At 71.8% G+C, this 17,741-nt stretch carries 16 protein-coding genes; 10 read left to right on the top strand and 6 right to left on the bottom strand.

Going from position 1 to position 17,741, the window contains the following annotated elements:
• The first annotated feature begins 18 nt into the window (after window positions 1-18).
• Genes OG352_RS10750 through OG352_RS10740 form a run of 3 tightly spaced genes read left to right on the top strand, consistent with a single transcriptional unit; the run spans window position 19 to window position 2,647 of the window.
• Entirely contained in the window at window positions 19-804 is a 786-nt protein-coding gene (locus OG352_RS10750) for an SDR family oxidoreductase (RefSeq protein WP_329216301.1), read from the top strand.
• A gap of 15 nt (window positions 805-819) precedes the next feature.
• Entirely contained in the window at window positions 820-1,434 is a 615-nt protein-coding gene (locus OG352_RS10745; protein WP_329216300.1) for a TetR/AcrR family transcriptional regulator, read from the top strand.
• Window positions 1,435-1,489: 55 nt separating this feature from the next.
• Window positions 1,490-2,647, top strand: coding sequence for an acetyl-CoA C-acetyltransferase (locus OG352_RS10740; RefSeq protein ID WP_329216299.1), 1,158 nt, complete (start codon window positions 1,490-1,492; stop codon window positions 2,645-2,647).
• Window positions 2,648-2,693: 46 nt separating this feature from the next.
• On the opposite strand, the gene OG352_RS10735 is transcribed toward OG352_RS10740, so the two are convergent.
• From OG352_RS10735 to OG352_RS10720, 4 genes are read right to left on the bottom strand one after another with little or no spacing between them, the layout of a single operon-like run.
• Window positions 2,694-3,743 (bottom strand): NAD(P)H-dependent flavin oxidoreductase, encoded by a 1,050-nt coding sequence (locus OG352_RS10735; RefSeq protein ID WP_329216298.1) that lies wholly within the window; start codon window positions 3,741-3,743, stop codon window positions 2,694-2,696.
• Complete coding sequence (locus OG352_RS10730; protein WP_329216296.1) at window positions 3,743-4,489, bottom strand: CoA-transferase subunit beta; 747 nt, start codon at window positions 4,487-4,489, stop codon at window positions 3,743-3,745. The genes OG352_RS10735 and OG352_RS10730 overlap by 1 nt, the downstream gene beginning before the upstream one ends.
• Window positions 4,486-5,322 (bottom strand): CoA transferase subunit A, encoded by an 837-nt coding sequence (locus OG352_RS10725; RefSeq protein WP_329216295.1) that lies wholly within the window; start codon window positions 5,320-5,322, stop codon window positions 4,486-4,488. Before OG352_RS10725 ends, OG352_RS10730 begins: the two co-directional genes overlap by 4 nt.
• Window positions 5,323-6,087 carry an enoyl-CoA hydratase family protein gene (locus OG352_RS10720; protein WP_329216293.1) on the bottom strand — a complete coding sequence of 255 codons (765 nt, stop codon included), beginning with the start codon at window positions 6,085-6,087 and terminating at the stop codon, window positions 5,323-5,325.
• A 55-nt stretch (window positions 6,088-6,142) separates the two neighbouring features.
• On the opposite strand from OG352_RS10720, the gene OG352_RS10715 reads away from it, so the two are divergent.
• On the top strand, window positions 6,143-6,904 hold the full coding sequence (locus OG352_RS10715) for an SDR family oxidoreductase (RefSeq protein ID WP_329216292.1): 762 nt from the start codon (window positions 6,143-6,145) through the stop codon (window positions 6,902-6,904).
• A 14-nt stretch (window positions 6,905-6,918) separates the two neighbouring features.
• Window positions 6,919-7,824 (top strand): SDR family oxidoreductase, encoded by a 906-nt coding sequence (locus OG352_RS10710; RefSeq protein ID WP_329223786.1) that lies wholly within the window; start codon window positions 6,919-6,921, stop codon window positions 7,822-7,824.
• A gap of 21 nt (window positions 7,825-7,845) precedes the next feature.
• On the opposite strand, the gene OG352_RS10705 is transcribed toward OG352_RS10710, so the two are convergent.
• The gene (locus OG352_RS10705) at window positions 7,846-8,748 is read right to left on the bottom strand and encodes a hypothetical protein (RefSeq protein ID WP_329216290.1); all 903 of its coding nucleotides are present in this window, start codon (window positions 8,746-8,748) and stop codon (window positions 7,846-7,848) included.
• An 87-nt stretch (window positions 8,749-8,835) separates the two neighbouring features.
• Here OG352_RS10705 and OG352_RS10700 point away from each other — a divergent pair, with 87 nt between their 5' ends.
• The 5 genes from OG352_RS10700 to OG352_RS10680 all read left to right on the top strand — a co-directional run bounded on the left by OG352_RS10700 (window position 8,836) and on the right by OG352_RS10680 (window position 15,912).
• The gene (locus OG352_RS10700) at window positions 8,836-9,207 is read left to right on the top strand and encodes a chorismate mutase (RefSeq protein ID WP_329216289.1); all 372 of its coding nucleotides are present in this window, start codon (window positions 8,836-8,838) and stop codon (window positions 9,205-9,207) included.
• Window positions 9,208-9,409: 202 nt separating this feature from the next.
• Window positions 9,410-11,944 carry an aminopeptidase N gene (pepN, locus tag OG352_RS10695; protein ID WP_329216287.1) on the top strand — a complete coding sequence of 845 codons (2,535 nt, stop codon included), beginning with the start codon at window positions 9,410-9,412 and terminating at the stop codon, window positions 11,942-11,944.
• Window positions 11,945-12,140: 196 nt separating this feature from the next.
• Window positions 12,141-13,601 (top strand): pyridoxal phosphate-dependent decarboxylase family protein, encoded by a 1,461-nt coding sequence (locus tag OG352_RS10690; protein WP_329223785.1) that lies wholly within the window; start codon window positions 12,141-12,143, stop codon window positions 13,599-13,601.
• Entirely contained in the window at window positions 13,598-15,049 is a 1,452-nt protein-coding gene (locus OG352_RS10685; protein WP_329216286.1) for a lysine N(6)-hydroxylase/L-ornithine N(5)-oxygenase family protein, read from the top strand. The genes OG352_RS10690 and OG352_RS10685 overlap by 4 nt, the downstream gene beginning before the upstream one ends.
• Before the next feature lie 26 nt (window positions 15,050-15,075).
• Window positions 15,076-15,912 carry an inositol monophosphatase family protein gene (locus OG352_RS10680; RefSeq protein WP_329216284.1) on the top strand — a complete coding sequence of 279 codons (837 nt, stop codon included), beginning with the start codon at window positions 15,076-15,078 and terminating at the stop codon, window positions 15,910-15,912.
• Between the two features lie 6 nt (window positions 15,913-15,918).
• Here the strand turns inward: OG352_RS10680 and OG352_RS10675 are convergent, their stop codons facing one another.
• Window positions 15,919-17,736: a bifunctional metallophosphatase/5'-nucleotidase gene (locus OG352_RS10675; RefSeq protein WP_329216283.1), complete on the bottom strand. Its 1,818-nt coding sequence runs from the start codon at window positions 17,734-17,736 to the stop codon at window positions 15,919-15,921.
• Window positions 17,737-17,741: the final 5 nt, after the last annotated feature.

Raw genomic sequence — 17,741 nt, 5'->3', positions numbered from 1 at the left:
GTAGGTTAGCGTGGCCCTATGACAGGCGTCGAGAGTCCGGTCTACGAACCCGGGCACGGGCTGCTGCGGGGGCGCACCGCCGTCATCACCGCGGCGGCGGGAGCGGGGATCGGCGGCGCCACCGCGCGCCGCTTCCTGGAGGAGGGCGCGCGCGTGCTGATCAGCGACGCCCACGCGCGCCGGCTCAAGGAGCACGAGGCCGGGCTCGCCGCCGAGTTCGAGGGTGCGGTGGCGGCCCTCCCGTGCGACGTCACCGACGAGACCCAGGTGCGGGCCCTCTTCGACACCGCCGTACGGCTGCACGGCCGCCTCGACATCGTCGTGAACAACGCCGGTCTGGGCGGCACCTCGGACCTCGTCGACATGACCGACGAACAGTGGTCCCGGGTGCTCGACGTGACACTGAACGGCACGTTCCGGTGCACCCGGGCCGCCCTGCGGCTGATGCGGGGGAGCGGCGGGGGCGTCATCGTCAACAACGCCTCCGTCGTCGGCTGGCGCGCCCAGGCCGGGCAGGCGCACTACGCCGCCGCGAAGGCCGGCGTGATGGCGCTGACCCGGTGCGCGGCGATCGAGGCCGCCGCGTACGGGGTACGGGTCAACGCCGTCTCGCCGAGCCTCGCCATGCACCCGCACCTGGTGAAGGTCACCACCCCCGAACTGCTCGCGGAACTCACCGCGCGCGAGGCCTTCGGGCGGTACGCCGAGCCCTGGGAGGTGGCCAACGTCATCGTGTTCCTCGCGTCCGGCTACTCCTCGTACCTGACCGGCGAGGTCGTCTCCGTCAGCAGCCAGCACGCCTAGGACGACAATGGATCCGTGCCTCCTACGAAGAAGAAGCCCCAGGTGACCGCCGCGCCCGCGCGCCGCGCCGAACTCCTCGACACCGCCGCAGAGGTCTTCGCCGAGCAGGGTTACAACGCCACCACCGTCCGCAAGATCGCGGACCACGCGGGCATGCTCGCGGGCAGCCTCTACTACCACTTCGACTCCAAGGAGTCGATGCTCGAGGAGATCCTGCGCACCTTCCTCGACGAGCTGTGGGGCGGCTACGACACCGTGCTCGCCGCCGGCCTCGGCCCCCGCGAGACCCTCGAGGCCCTGGTCACCGAGTCGTTCCGGGAGATCGACCGGCACCGCGCCGCCGTCGCGATCTACCAGAAGGAGAGCAGACAGCTCGTGGCGCAGGAACGGTTCGCGTTCCTCGCCGACTCGCAGCGCCGGTTCGAGAAGGCGTGGCTGGCCACGCTGGAGCGCGGGGTCGCCGACCAGGTCTTCCGCGCCGACCTCGACGTCCGGCTCACCTACCGGTTCGTCCGCGACACGGTGTGGGTCGCCGCGTCCTGGTACCGGCCCGGCGGACAGCACAGCCCGGAGGAGATCGCCCGGCAGTACCTGTCGATGGTCCTCGACGGGATCGCCGTACGCACGTAGCCGGTTCAAGCCGGTTCAAGCCGATTCAAGTGCCCTTTTCAGCGAGGGAGTCGTCATGGCCGAGGCCTACATCGTCGAAGCGGTCCGTACGCCCGTGGGGCGGCGCGCGGGAGGTCTGTCCGGGGTGCACCCGGCCGATCTCGGCGCCCATGTGCTCAAGGAACTTCTCGCGCGCTCGGGCATCGACCCGGCGGCGGTGGAGGACGTCGTCTTCGGCTGCCTGGACGCGGTCGGGCCGCAGGCCGGGGACATCGCGCGGACCTGCTGGCTGGCCGCCGGGCTGCCCGAGGAGGTGCCGGGCGTGACCGTGGACCGGCAGTGCGGCTCCTCGCAGCAGGCCGTGCACTTCGCCGCGCAGGGCGTGCTGTCCGGGACGCAGGACCTGGTGGTCGCGGGCGGCGTGCAGAACATGTCGCAGATCCCGATCGCCTTCGCCACCCGGCAGGCCGCCGAGCCCCTCGGCTTCACCCAGGGCCCCTTCGCGGGCAGCGAGGGCTGGCGCGCACGGTACGGGGACCGGGCCGTGAACCAGTTCGCCGGCGCCGAGATGATCGCCGCCAAGTGGGGCATCAGCCGGCCGGACCAGGAGGAGTTCGCGCTGCGCTCGCACCGGCGGGCGGTGCGCGCGATCGACGAGGGCCGGTTCGCGCGGGAGACCGTCGCGTACGGGGACGTCACCGCCGACGAGGGACCGCGCCGGGACACCTCTCTGGAGAAGATGGCCGGGCTGAAGCCCGTCATCCCCGGCGGCACCGTCACCGCCGCCTGCTCCTCGCAGGTCTCCGACGGCGCGGCGGCCATGCTGCTGGCCTCGGAGCGGGCGGTGCGCGAGCACGGGCTGACGCCCCGGGCGCGCGTGCACCACCTCTCCGTGCGCGGCGAGGACCCCATCCGCATGCTGACCGCGCCGATCCCGGCCACCGCGCACGCTCTGAAGAAGACCGGCCTGTCCATCGACGACATCGACCTCGTCGAGATCAACGAGGCGTTCGCGCCCGTCGTCCTGGCCTGGCTGAAGGAGACCGGCGCGGACCCGGAGAAGGTCAACGTCAACGGCGGCGCGATCGCCCTCGGCCACCCGCTCGGCGCGACGGGCGTGAAGCTGATGACGACCCTGCTGCACGAACTGGAGCGCACCGGCGGCCGGTTCGGCCTCCAGACGATGTGCGAGGGCGGCGGCCAGGCGAACGTGACGGTCATCGAGCGGCTGTGACGGTCACAGAGTGGTCTTGACGGTCATCGAGCGGCTGTGACGGTGATCAGGGAGAGGCTGTGAGCCGCTGCCTGATCTCCTCCGCCTCCTTCATGATCCGCTCCACCAGCTCCGCGCACGACGGCAGGTCGTCGATCACCCCGGCGACCTGCCCGGAGGCCATCACCCCCAGGTCCGTACGGCCCTCCACCATCGCCGATCTCAGCAGCATCGGGGTGTTCGCCGCGAGCAGCACCTGGCTCCAGGTCAGGTCCTTGCCGTGCCTCATCGCGAGTCCGTCCCGGACCAGTTGAGGCCAGGTGAGACCGGAGAGCCTCCGGAAGCCGGCCGCCCGGCGGACCGCGTGCAGCAGTCTCCGTGCCCGGCCGGAGTTCTCCAGCGAGGCCACCAGGTCCGTACGCAGCATGCGATGCGGCAGACCGTCGACCGCCCGCGTCACCGTCACGTCCCGGACCGTCGCCGCCAGGTACCGCGCCTTCACCGCGTCCGGCACCGTCGAGTCCGACGTCAGCAGGAACCGCGTCCCCATGGCCACGCCCGCCGCCCCGTACGCCAGCGCCGCCACCAGCCCCCGCCCGTCGTAGAAGCCGCCCGCCGCCACGACCGGTATGTCCACGGCGTCCACCACCTGCGGCAGCAGCACCGTCGTCGCCACCTCGCCGGTGTGCCCGCCGCCCTCGCCGCCCTGCACGACCACCGCGTCCGCCCCCCACGCCGCGACCTTCTCGGCGTGCCGACGCGCGCCGACCGACGGGATGACGACGACCCCCGCCTCCTTCAGCTCGCCGATCAGCTCGCGGGAGGGGGCCAGCGCGAAGGACGCGACCCGCACCCCCTCGTCGAGGATGATCCGCACCCGGTCGCCCGCGTCCGCCGCGTCGGCGCGGAGATTGACCCCGAACGGCGCGTCCGTACGGGACTTGACCTCCCGTACGGCCTCCCGCAGCCCGTCGACGGTCATCGTCGCCGAGCCCAGGACGCCCAGCGCGCCCGCGTTCGCCGCCGCCGACACCAGGCGCGGCCCCGCCACCCACCCCATCCCGGTCTGCACGATCGGGTGGCGGACCCCGACCAGCCGGGTGAGTGCCGTCTCCATCAGACGGCGACCTCCCGCGCGCGCACGGCGCCCGGATCGAGCACGTCGCGGATCAACCGGAGCTCCCGCGCCGTCGGTTCACGGGTACGGGGCACCTCGTCCGGGATCACGAGGTCGAAGCCCGTCGCCTCCCGCACCTGGTCCACGCTCACCCCCGGATGCACCGACGCCAGCCGCATCGCGTGGCCGGGCGTGGCGAAGTCGAAGACACCGAGGTCGGAGACGACCCGGGGAATGCGGTGATGACGGGCCCCGGCCTCGGCCGCACGGTCGTACCCCACCCCGCACACCATGTCGACCTTCTCGACGAAGACCCGCCGCGAATGCCTCGGGATCCAGTAACTCGTCGGGTTGTTGAGGGTGTTGACCGGCGCGCCGCGCACCCCGAGCAGTTGCCGCTTCGGCTTCGCCCAGTCGCCGATGCAGGAGATGTTCTGGTTGCCGTACCGGTCGATCTGGCTCGCGCCCATCATCACGTGCCGCCTGCCCCCGGTGACCAGGGCCAGATGCTGCCGGTACGGCAGCCAGCCCTCGACGGTGCCGTCCGGGCCGACGAGCAGTGCCTCGCCGTCGGTCAGCAGCAGGTCCGGCGCGAAGGTGTGCCGGGCGAGACGGGCGCCCACGGACGGGATCACGCCCATCGGGCTCGCCAGGATCTCGCCCCCGCCGCGCCAGGCCTCGGCGCAGGCGACCACGCAGTACTCGGCACGGGTCACCTCGGTCACCTCGGTCATGTCGTCCCTCATGCCTCCTCCCCGGCCGCCGACCGGTACGCCTGTTCGTCCCCGGCCAGGTAGCGCGCCGCGAACTCCGGCCAGGGCGTGGTCGCGTACCGCTTCTGGAACGCCTCGTCCCGGCCGTAGTCGGGGGCGCAGGACGTGAAGTGCGCGCCGTTCGGGGCCTCGACGACCCCCGTCACCGTGTGCCGCTTGACCAGCAGCGACTGCGGCGCCGCCTCCTTCGTCAACTCGGCCGTGTCGACGACCCGTTCGCACGACACGTACGCCTCGTCGGCCGCCTCGCAGAAGAGGTCGTCGAAGTACGGATCCGGGCCCAGATACTGCCCGTTGCCCAGCCGGTCGGCCCGGTTGACGTGCACCAGGGCCGCGTCCAGCCGCAGCGCGGGCATGGCGACGAACGTCTCCTGGTCGTCGTACGGCGAAGTCACCGTGCGCAGCCCGGGGTTGACCCGCATCACGTCCGAGCCGAGCCCCGCCCGCACCGGCAGGAAGGGCAGCCGGTGCGCGGCGGCGCGCAGCCCCCACATGAACATCGCCTCGTCGATCTCCATCAGCTCGAAGGCACCGCGCTCGCGGGCCGCGCGGTAGTGCGGTTCGAGGGGGATCGAGTCGAGGGTGACGAAGGCGGCCACCAGCTTGCGGATCCGCCCCGCCGCCGCCAGCATCCCGACGTCCGGACCGCCGTACGACACGACGGTCAGGTCGGTGACCTCCGACCGCAGCAACGCCCTGACCAGGGCCATCGGCTTGCGGCGCGAGCCCCAGCCGCCGATGCCGAGGGTCATCCCGCTGCGCAGCCGGGAGACGACCTCCTCGGCGGTCATCGTCTTGTCGCCCACCTAAGCCCCCTCGGTCCCGTCCTTGCCGAATGTGTCCCGGACCCGGTCGGCCACCCCGGCGACGCTCGCCTCGAAGGTGAAGCCCTGCTCGAAGCGGTAGCTGCGGCGCACGTCGACCGGGTCGATGCCGTTGAGGGCCGCCTTGGCGAGCCGGAGCAGCTCACCGTCCTTCGCGGCGATCTCACCGGCCAACTCCCTTGCGGCAGCTTGTAGTTCGTCACTCGGCACCACCCGCCACACCGAGCCGTGCGCGTGCAGCTCGGCCGCCGTGACCGTGCGCGAGGTGTAGTACAGGGCGCGCATCAGGTGCTGGGGGACCAGGCGGGCGAGGTGGGTGGCCGCGCCCAGGGCGCCCCGGTCCAGCTCGGGCAGGCCGAACACGGCGTCCTCGCTCGCCACGATCACGTCCGCGTTGCCCACCAGGCCGATGCCGCCGCCCAGGCAGAAGCCGTGCACCGCCGCGACCACGGGCACCTCGCACTCGTACACCGCCGCGAACGCCTCGAAGCAGCCCCGGTTGGCGCCGATCAGCGCGCTTCTGCCCCGCGCCTGCAGTTCCTTGATGTCCACCCCCGCGTTGAACCCCCGGCCCCGCGCGGTCAGCACCACGCAGCGGGTCCCCGGGTCCCGGCCCGCCGCGCGCACCGCGTCGGCCAGCGCGAACCAGCCGTCCACCGGCAGCGCGTTGACCGGCGGAACGTCGACCGTGACGACCGCGATCCCCTTTTCCGGCCCCTTTTCCGGGGACGAGGTGGAGACACCCATGGAAGCATCAGCTACCTTTCCACCAAACGTTTGTTAGGTGGAAAGGTAGCAGCGAATGGAGCTGGACGGGAAGGTCGCCGTCGTCACCGGTGGCACCCGGGGCGTGGGCGCCGGTATCGCGCGCTCCCTCGTGCGCGCGGGCGCCGAGGTCGTGGTCTGCGCCCGCCGGCCGCCCGAAACCCCGGTCCCGAAGACCGGGTTCGCGCCGCTGGACGTGCGGGACGCCGACGCCGTACGGGAGTTCTTCGCCGGGCTGCCCCGGCTCGACGTCCTCGTCAACAACGCGGGCGGCGCGCCGTACCGCAGACTCGCCGACGCGGAACCAGAGCGCCACGCGCGCGTGATCGAACTCAACCTCCTCGCCCCGCTGACGGTCTCCCTCGCCGCCTACGACCACCTCAGGCGCACCGGCGGCTCGGTCGTGATGATCGGCAGCGTCAGCGGCAGCCGCCCCTCGCCCGGCTCGGCCGCGTACGGCGCGGCCAAGGCGGGGCTGGAGAACCTCGCGCGGTCCATGGCCGTGGAGTGGGCCCCGCAGGTGCGCGTGAACACCCTGGTCGTCGGCATGGTCCACACCGAGCTGGCCCACCTGCACTACGGCGGCGAGGACGGCGTCGAGGCCGTCGCCCGCACCGTCCCGCTCGGCCGGCTCGCCCGGCCCGCCGACGTGGGCGCGGCGGCCGTCTTCCTCGCCTCCGACGCCGCCGCGTACATCAGCGGGGCGAGCCTGCTCGTGCACGGGGGAGGGGAGCGGCCCGCGTTCCTCGACGCCGCGACCGCCAACAAGGAGAAAAGCGAGAAAGGAGAGGTGACGTGAGAGGAGACGCCGAGATGACAGGAATCTGCGACGGCCGCGTGGTCGTCGTCACCGGCGCCGGACGCGGCCTCGGCCGCGCGCACGCGCTCGCGTTCGCGGCGGAGGGCGCGTGCGTCGTCGTCAACGACCTGGGGGTGGGGCCGGACGGCACCTCGGACGCCGAGTCCCCGGCCGCCCGCGTCGCCGAGGAGATCCGCGCGGCGGGCGGCGACGCCGTCGCCCACGGCGGCGACATCGCCACCCCCGGGGGCGCCGCCTCCCTCGTGACGACCGCCCTGGAGACGTACGGCCGGCTCGACACCCTCGTCAACAACGCCGGCTTCCTGCGCGACCGGATGCTCGTCAACCTCGACGAGGACGACTGGGACGCCGTCCTGCGCGTCCACCTCAAGGGGCACTTCCTCACCCTGAGACACGCCGCCGCGCACTGGCGGGCCGAGGCCAAGGCGGGCCGCACGCCGGTCGCCCGGATCGTCAACACCAGCAGCGGAGCGGGGCTGCTGGGCTCGGTCGGACAGGGCAACTACAGCGCGGCCAAGGCCGGCATCGTCGCCCTCACACTGGTCGCCGCGGCCGAACTCGCCCGCTACGGCGTCCAGGTCAACGCCCTCGCGCCCGCCGCCCGCACCCGGATGACGGAACGCGCCTTCGCCGAGACCATGGCGGCCCCCGACACCGGCTTCGACGCCATGGCCCCCGAGAACGTCTCCCCGCTCGTCGTCTGGCTCGGCTCCGCGCGGAGCGAGGGCGTCACCGGCCGCGTCTTCGAGGCGGAGGCCGGCCGGATCACCGTCATGGAGGGCTGGCGGCCGGGCCCCACCGCCGACAAGGGCGCCCGCTGGAACCCGGCGGAGGCGGGCGAGGCCGTACGGAAACTGCTGGCCGGATCCGAGCCGCCGGGGCCGGTGTACGGGGCCTAGCCCGGGCTCCGCAGCCCGGGCTCAGGTGTCGCACTCCAGCACCGTCCGGCACAACCCGCACCGCGCCCGCACCCGACCCCGTACCGGCACCCTGATCCGCTGGTGGCACGTCGGGCACGGGAACGTCACCCGCAGCGGCCCCGGCGGATCCGGGTCCGGCACGAACGCGTACGGGGCGTCCGGGGCCGGCGCGGCCGGGCGGTCGTCCTGGGCGTGCCGGCGGTCGCGGGCGTAGCGGCGGCGCCCCGCCCAGCCGGCGGCCGTCAGCGGCGGCTGCCGCTCGTCGTGCCGGGCCCGCTCCATGCCCCGCTCGTACGCCGTGTACGCCTGCGCACTCGTGAACCACACCGACGGATCCTCGCCGAACACCAGCGACCGCTTCGCCAGCACGTACCCGAACTCCTCCGGCGTCAGATACCCCAGCTTCTGCGAGGACGCCCCGTCCTCCCGGTACGCGTCCAGGAGCAGCCAGCCCGCCCCCAGATACGTCGTCGCCGTGTCCGTCAGGATCTCGTTGTCCCGCGTGCCCGGGAAGGACAGCCCCACGCGATGCAGATAGACGTGCATGATCTCGTGCGCCAGCGCCGCCCCGATGTCCCGCCGATGCGTACGGAACCGGTCGTTCAGCTCGACGAAGTACTCGGGGCCCGCCGCGAGTTCGACGTTCGCCGCGTGCTCCATCTCCCGGAAGGAGACGATCATCCGGGCATCCGGCAACCGGTAGTGCCGCACCAGCTCACGCGCCACCCGCTGCACCCCCGGATACAGATCGTCGGTGTCGCAGAACGCCACGTCCGCCGGGGCCACGCTGGTGGCGAACTGGTGGATGGTGTCGTACGACAACCGCCGGTACAACGCCGTGACGGCGGCCCGCACCGTCTCCAGATGCCGATAACCGTGCTCGACCGGCCCGCCGTTCGCCACGCCCGCACCCCCAACACGCCAGGACGCCGTGCACCCAGTGCACCCGGTTCCACTGTACGAGGACCCGGCGCACTAGGGTGGACGCCCATGACCACCAGCAACACCCCCGGCGCCGGAACCGGTGACGTCGACCCCGCCGTCCGCGAGGAGCTCGCCCGGCTGCGCGACAGCATCGACAACATCGACGCGGCCGTCGTCCACATGCTCGCCGAACGCTTCAAGGCCACCCAGCAGGTCGGCCACCTCAAGGCCCGCCACCAGCTGCCGCCCGCCGACCAGGCCCGCGAGGCCCGCCAGATCGCCCGGCTGCGCACCCTCGCCGAGAACGCCAGGCTCGACCCCGCGTTCGCCGAGAAGTTCCTCAACTTCATCATCGCCGAGGTGATCCGCCACCACGAGCGCATCGCCGAGGACGCCGTCAGCGGCACCGCCAACAGCACCGCCTCCTCGCCGAGCTGACCCCCGGGGCGGGCGCGCGGCAGGGTAGTAGGGCGCAGAGTGTGACACTTCGGGGGCGATCTGTCACAGTTCCCCATCTCCCTCCCCCTCCTCCGACTTCTCTCCCCGGGCGACGCGGCGGCGCCCAGGCGCGAGAACGGACATAGGGCGCGTACCGATCCGCCCCTGTGCCTGGCCTGCGGCATCAGGCAGCATGTCGTTCATGTCCGTACTGACGCGCGACGCAGCGCAAAGCCGTGCCAAGCTCCTCGACGTCCACAGCTACACCATCGAGCTCGACCTGACGACCGGCGACGAGACCTTCGACTCCGTCACCGTCATCCGGTTCGCGGCGCGCGCCAGCGGGGACACCTTCGTCGAGGTCAGGCCTGCCGCACTGCACTCCGTCACCCTCGACGGCGAGCCCCTCGACCCGCAGACCCTGGACGACAACCGGCTCCCCCTGAACGACCTCACCGCCGGCGAACACGAACTGCGCGTCCGGGCGAGCATGCGCTACTCCCGCACCGGCGAGGGCATGCACCGCTTCACCGACCCCACCGACGGCGAGACGTACCTCTACACCCAGCTCTTCATGGACGACGTCCAGCGCGTCTTCGCCGCCTTCGACCAGCCCGACCTCAAGGCCGTCTTCGCCCTCACCGTCAAGGCCCCCGAGAACTGGACCGTCCTCGCCAACGGCATCACCGAACACCTCGGCGAGGGCCGCTGGCAGGCCGCCCCCACCCCCCTCATCTCCACCTACCTCGTCGCCGTCGCCGCCGGCCCCTGGCACTCCGTCCGCACCGAACACCGAGGCCTGCCCTTCGGCCTCCACTGCCGCCGCTCCCTCGCCCCCCACCTCGACGCGGACGCCGACGAACTGCTCGAGATCACCCGCCAGTGCTACGACCGCTACCACGAGAAGTTCGACGAGCCCTACCCCTTCGACTCCTACGACCAGGCGTTCGTCCCCGAGTTCAACGCCGGCGCCATGGAGAACCCGGGCCTCGTCACCTTCCGCGACGAGTTCGTCTACCGCTCCGCCGTCACCGACACCGAACGCCAGACCCGCGCCATGGTCATCGCCCACGAGATGGCCCACATGTGGTTCGGCGACCTCGTCACCCTCCAGTGGTGGGACGACATCTGGCTGAACGAGTCCTTCGCCGAGTACATGGGCTACCAGACCCTCAACGAAGTCCGCCCCGGGGGGTCTGGGGGGGAACCCCCCAGATGGAGGGGCACCGACACCTGGACCGACTTCGGCGTCGTCCGCAAGGCCTGGGGCTACGACGCCGACCAGCGCCCCTCCACCCACCCCGTCGCCCCCGAGAACGTCGACGACACCGCCGCCGCCCTCCTCAACTTCGACGGCATCTCCTATGCCAAGGGCGCCTCCGCACTACGGCAACTCGTGACCTGGCTCGGCGACAAGGACTTCCTCGCCGGCATCAACACCCACTTCGCCCGCCACAAGTTCGCCAACGCCACCCTCGCCGACTTCATCGACTCCCTCGCCTCCCACACCGAACGCGACGTACACGCCTGGGCCGACGCCTGGCTGCGCACCACCGGCGTCGACACCCTCACCCCCACCCTCAGCGGCTCAGGCGGCGACCACACCCTCACCGTCACCCACCAGGGCAGCCGCCCCCACCGCATCGCCGTCGGCCTCTACGACCTCGACCTCGCCGACGAGGGCCGCCACCTCACCCTGCGCGAACGCCTCGACGTCGACATCCCGCAGAACGCACCCCAGCCCCTCGGCAAGCGCCCCGCCCTGCTCCTCCTCAACGACGGCGACCTCACCTACACCAAGGTCCGCTTCGACCCCGCCTCCTTCGAAACCGTCCGCACCGGCCTCTCCGGCCTGCCCGGCCCGCTCACCCGCGCCGTCGTCTGGAACGCCCTGCGCGACGCCGTCCGCGACGGCGAACTCGCCCCCACCGCCTACCTCGACGCCGCCCGCGCCCACCTCCCGCGCGAAACCGACCTCGCCCTCGTCCAAGGCGTCCTCGCCTTCGCCGCCGGCCAGGTCGCCGACCGCTACCTCACCCCCGAACAGCGCCCCGCCGCCCTCGCCACCCTCTCCGCCCTCTGCCGCGACCTCATCCGCCGCACCGAGGACGGCGACCACCCCGGCCTGCGCCTCATCGCCGTACGCCACTTCATCGACGTCGCCGCCCACCCCGACACCATCGACGCCTGGCTCGCCGAAGGCACCGTCCCCGGCGGCCCCGAACTCGACCCCGACCTGCGCTGGCGCGTCCTCGCCCGGCTCGCCGTCCTCGGCGCCACCGACGAGGCCGCCATCGCCGCCGAACTCGCCCGCGACCCCTCCGCCACCGGCCAGGAGGGCGCAGCCCGCTGCCGCGCCGCCCTCCCCGACGCGGACGCCAAGCGCACCGCCTGGGCGGCCATGTTCGAGAGCGACGACCTCTCCAACTACCTCTTCACCGCCACCGCCCAGGGCTTCTGGCAGCCCGAACAGGCCGACCTCGTCAGCGAGTACGTCCCACGCTTCTACGAGGACGCCGTCGCCGTGGCCGCCCGTCGAGGCCCCGCCATCGCCGACGCCGCCGGCCGCTGGGCCTTCCCCGCCCACGCCGTCACCCCCGACACCCTCCACCTGGGCGAACAATGCCTCACGGCCGCCGCCCCCACCCCCTCCCTACGCCGCAAACTCATCGACCAACTGGACGACTTGGCACGGGCGTTGAGGGTGAGGGACCAATCCAGCCCGTCCGGCGCCTGAGGACGAGGCCCCTTCAGGGCCGATAGCGGGGGTCCGGGGGCGGCAGCCCCCGGCAACGCCCACCGTAGAAGCACCTGCGCATACCCCTTTCGGGTTCTGATCGTCGGGCTTTTCGGGCGCGCCGCCGTAATCCCCGACAAGCTGGCACTCCCCGCTGCGGGCACCCGCCCCGCGCCCCGGAGGAGGCCCCGTGAGCATGCCGCCCCTCGCCTCAGGACCCGAAGGCCCCGACGCCCTAAGGCCGTTGCTCGCAACCGTCCTCGACGCGCTCGACGCCGGCGCCCGAGCCCGCGGCGGACCCCTGCCCGCGGGCGGCCCGGACGCGGTCGCCGCCCACGTCCGGGCCGCCGTGGGAGACGTCCTCCCCGAGCACGGCGACCCCGACGCCCTGCGCACCCTCGTCCGCGCACTCGCCGAAGGCGCCGCCGACCCCGCGGACCCCCTCTGCGCCGCCCACCTGCACTGCCCGCCCCTCGCCGTAGCCACCGCCGCCGACCTCGCCGTCTCCGTCCTCAACCCGTCCCTCGACTCCTGGGACCAGGCCCCCGCCGCCTCCGAACTGGAGGCCCTGCTCACCCGGGCCCTGGCCGCCGAGGTCTACGGCCCCACCCGCCCGGGCCCCCCACACCTCACCCCCTCCCCCCGGCAGCCCGAGCCAACGGCCACGGTCACGGCAGAGCGAACCGGCACACCCCGCACCCCCGACGCCCTCGTCACCACCGGCGGTACCGAAGCCAACCACCTCGCCCTCCTCCTCGCCCGCGAAACCCACGGCCCCACCCTCCGCCTCGTCTGCGGAGCGAACGCCCATCACTCCCTGCCCCGCGCCGCCTGGCTCCTCGGCCTCCCCGAACCCGTCGTCCTGCCCACCCCCACCGGCACCCTCGACCCCGCCGCCCTCGACCAGGCCCTCACCACCCACGCCGGCCCCCACCCCGGCCCCGTCCTCGTCGCCGCCACCGCGGGCACCACCGACGCCGGACTCATCGACCCCCTCCCCGAGATCGCGGCGATCTGCGCGTCCCACGGCGCCCGCCTCCACATCGACGCCGCCTACGGAGGCGGCCTCCTGTTCAGCGACCGCCACCGCGCCCGACTCGCCGGTCTCGACGCCGCCCACACCGTCACCCTCGACCTGCACAAACTCGGCTGGCAGCCCGTCGCCGCCGGACTCCTCGCCGTCCGCGACGACCGCGACCTCACCGCCCTCCACCACCACGCCGACTACCTCAACGCCGACGACGACACCGAAGCCGGCCTCCCCGACCTCCTCGGCCGCTCCCTGCGCACCACCCGACGCCCCGACGTCCTCAAAATCGCCGTCACCCTCAAAACCCTCGGCCGCACCGGCCTCGGCGCCCTCGTCGACCAGGTCTGCGCCCACGCCCACGAGTTCGCCGACCTCGTCACCGCACACCCCGGCCTCGAACTCCACGCCCCGCCCACCATCAGCACCGTCCTCTTCCGCCCCACGGGCGCCACCGACCCCGCCGTCGCCGAGATACGCCGCCGCCTCCTCACCGACGGCCGCGCCGTCCTCGGCCGCGCCCGCGTCGGCGGCCGGCTCTGGCTCAAGACCACCCTCCTCAACCCCCACACCCGGCCCGACGACCTGGCCGCCCTCCTGGAACTGGTGGAAGGAAACACCCCCGCATGACCACGCCCCCGCACCCGAACACGCACCCCCCAACCCCCCGCGACACCGACACCCCCCGCGACCTCGTCGGCATCGGCATCGGCCCCTGCAACCTCTCCCTCGCCGCCCTCGCCCACCCCCTCGCCGAACTCGACACCGTCTTCTACGAACAACGCCCCCGCTTCGACTGGCACCCCGGCCTCCTCATCGACGGCGCCCGCATCCAGGTCCCCTTCCTCGCCGACCTCGTCACCCTCGCCGACCCCACCAGCCCCTGGACCTTCCTCAACTACCTCAAAACCCACCACCGCCTCTACCCCTTCTACTTCGCCGAGCGCTTCCACATCCAGCGCGCCGAATACGACACCTACTGCCGCTGGGTCGCCGACAACCTCCCCGGCCTCCACTTCCGCCACCACGCCGACGCCGTCCGCTGGAACCCCGAACGCGACGTCTTCGAAGTCGACTTCACCCAACTCGACACCGACGGCGAAGCCGAAGCCCTCGGCCGCACCTACACCAGGAACATCGTCCTAGGCATCGGCACCGAACCCCACGTCCCCGACGCCCTGCGCCCCCTCGTCGACGCCCCCGGCGTCCCCGTCGTCCACGCCACCGACTACCTCGCCCACCGCGACACCCTCCTCACCGCCGGCCACGTCACCGTCGTCGGCTCCGGACAGTCCGGCGCCGAAGTCTTCCTAGACCTCCTGCGCCACCGCCCCACCGGCCGCGAACAACTCCACTGGATCGGCCGCACCGAGGCCTTCGCCCCCATGGAGTACTCCAAACTCGGCCTCGAACACTTCACCCCCGACTACACCCGCTACTTCCACGCCCTCCCCGAAAACACCCGCGACCGCGTCGTCGGCGCCCAATGGCAACTCCACAAAGGCATCGACGCCGACACCCTCGCCGCCATCCACGACGAGCTCTACCGCCGCACCCTGCACGGCGGCTGGCCCGACGCCGTCCTCACCCCCGGCGTCCGCGTCCGCACCGCAGGCCGCATCGCCACCACCAAAATCGAACTCCACCTCGAACACATCCAGCAGAACACCCGCAGCCGCCTCACCACCGACGCCGTCGTCCTCGCCACCGGCCACCGCGAACGCCCCCTCGAACCACTCCTCGCCGGCCTCGACCCCTACATCCGCCGCGACCACAGCGAACGCCCCCGCATCGACGAACACTTCCGCCTCGTCCTCGACCCCTCCGTCACCGCCACCGGCTGCAACGTCTACCTCCAGAACGCCGAACGCCACACCCACGGCGTAGGCGCCCCCGACCTCGGCCTCGCCGCCTGGCGCAGCGCCACCATCCTCAACACCCTCACCGCCAAAGAGACCTACCCCCTCCCCACCCGCACCGCCTTCACCACCTTCGGCCTCCAACCGACCGTCCCCCGCCAGACAGGCAGCCCCACCATCGGCGCACAACGCGGCACCTTCGTACGCCTCAAGGACTGAAAGAACTCAAAGCGCCGACCCGTACGATGATCCGCGACGGACGGCAGGACAGCGACAGCGGCGGTGGCAGGCAGATGGACCGGGAACTGACGATCGCGACGGAACTCGCCGAGTGGGCCACCCGACGCATCCGCCGCCCACGCGCCATCGGCGACGTCAGCGACGTCCGCGAGAAGGACGGCCCCGCCGACATCGTCACCGCCACCGACGAAGCGGTCGAGACACACGTCCGCACCGTCCTGCGCCGCGAGTTCCCCGAGTACGGCGTCGAAGGCGAGGAACACGGCGTCCACGCAGGCACCCCGGGCGCCCCGCACTGGCTCATCGACCCCGTCGACGGCACCACCAACTACGCCCACGGCATCGGCTGGTGCTCGTTCTCCCTGGGCCTGGCCACCCCACAGGGCGAACCACTGCTGGGCGTCGTCGCCGACCCCTGGCGACAGGAGATCTTCACCGCCACCCGGGGCGGCGGCGCCCACCTCAACGGCCACCCCATCCACGCCGCCGCCCACTCCACCCTCACCGGCCACGTCTTCCTCACCGAATGGGCCGCCCACGCCCACTGGCCCGGCATGGACCACCTCCTGCGCGAACTCGCCACCCGCCACTGCACCGTACGGATCATGGGCTCAACAGCCCTGTCCCTGGCCCAAGTCGCCGCAGGCCGCGCCACCGCGGCCGCCATCGGCGAATTCCACCCCGTCGACGGCCTGCCACCCCTGCTCATCGCAACAGAGGCGGGAGCCGTGGCCATCCCACAACTCCCGCCCCACAACACCCCGTTGCTGCTCACCGCACCAGGAGCCGCCGAGGAAGCGACGGCCCTCTGGCAGAAAACGGTGCTGAACCACAGCGCATGACGCGCCCTAGAACACCGGCGTCCCGTTCCGCGTCAGCTTCCAGTCCACCGACGCGAACTCCTTCGGCTCCAGCACACCCTTCGCCGTCACCCACTCCGCGATCCGCGTCCGGATCTCCGTCGACTCCGCCCACAGCTCCTGCGCCGCCGCCACATGCGGGAACGCACCGCCGCCATTGGCCCGGTAGTTGTTCACCGCGAACACGAACTGCTGCGCGTCGTCCAACGCCACACCGTTGTACGTCACGTTCTTGATCCGCGAACCCGCAGCCTGCGCGATGTCGATCTCGTACGCCAGACCCGACACATAGTCGTAGTTGTAGTCCGGCCGGTTGCCAGCGTTCGTCAGCTTCTCCGTGTCGACGACCGCGTCCGCCGCCGTCTGCACGAAGTACTGCGCCGAGAACTCCAGGTACGCCCGGAGCTGCGCACCCGTCAGCAACTTCGCGACCAGCGTGTTGTCGTACACGTACAGACTCGACAGATCCCGGATCGTCACCTTCCCCGCCGGGATCTCCGAAGTCCGCGAGAACGGCGAAGCCTGCGCGATCACCGGCAGCGACGCATACGACGTACCCGCCAGCGCCGCCCTGACGACGTCCTCCTGCACCCTCGTGATCAGGTCGATGATCGCAGCGTCCTTGTACCGCGCCTCGACCGTCGTCAACGTCTCCGTCGCCGTACCGACCACCTGGTTGACGTACTTCACGACCTTCGCGTGCTCGTCACCCAGCAACTTCGTGATCTTCGGGTCGTCCGCCACCGAGTTGGAGTTCAGCACCTTCGAGGAAACGGACTCGACGACCCACCTCCCCTTCTCGAACACCAGCTCCACATCGAACACCGACAGCCGCTCCGCATACGCCAACGGCTCCGACAGGACAACCGTCCGGCCCGTCTTCGCGTTCGTCACCTTCAGCTCGGGAATCTCCACATGCGCGTGCCCGACCAGAATCGCGTCGATGTCCGGCACCTGCTGCGCCACCAGCGCCGCCGAATTCTCCACATACGGCAACTGGTCACCGTACGACGACGTACCCGACGAACCCGAGTGCGCCGACACGATCACCACATCTGCACCCAGCGACTTCAGCTTCGGCACCCACTTCGCCGCCTGCTCCTCCAGCCCCGGGAACGCCAGCTTGCCCTGCACATACGCCTTGTCCCAGATCGCGATACCCGGATTCGTCAGCCCGAGCACCGCCACCTTCACCGGCGGCGCGCCCTTCACACAGAACGTCTTCATGACGTAGGGCTGGAAGGCCGGCTTCAGCGTCTTCGCGTCCACCGCGTTCGCACCCAGCAGCGGGAAACGCAACTGCGACTCGAACTTCCGCAGCGTCTCGATACCGTAGTTGAACTCGTGGTTGCCCAGCGCCGCCGCGTCATACCCGATCGCGTTCATCGCCTGCGCCATCGGATGCACCGGACCACCCTTGGCGGTGATCGGATCCACCTTCGCGTAGTAGTACGTCAGCGGCGTGCCCTGGATCGTGTCGCCCGCGTCCAGCAGCAGCGTGTTCTCGCGCCCCTTCTCCTCACGGATCTGGTTCACCAGCGTCGAGATACGCGCCAGCCCCTGCGCGTTGCCCGCCGCGTCCTTGTACTCCGCGTCCTTGAAGTAGTCCCAGTTGAAGACATGACCATGAAGGTCCGTCGTCCCCAGCACGGTCAGCGCATACCGCTTCGGCTGCTTGACCGGCTTCCCGACCGGCTTCCTCACCTCCGCGGCCTGCGCCGACGGAGCCACGGCCGCGCCCGCGATCGCCACCCCCGCCCCGGTCACGGCGGACTTCTTCAGGAACTTCCGGCGGTTCAAAGGCATGTCTC

Source organism: Streptomyces sp. NBC_01485 (assembly GCF_036227125.1).
GTDB lineage: Bacteria > Actinomycetota > Actinomycetes > Streptomycetales > Streptomycetaceae > Streptomyces.
This window is presented reverse-complemented; position numbering and strand designations above follow the sequence as displayed.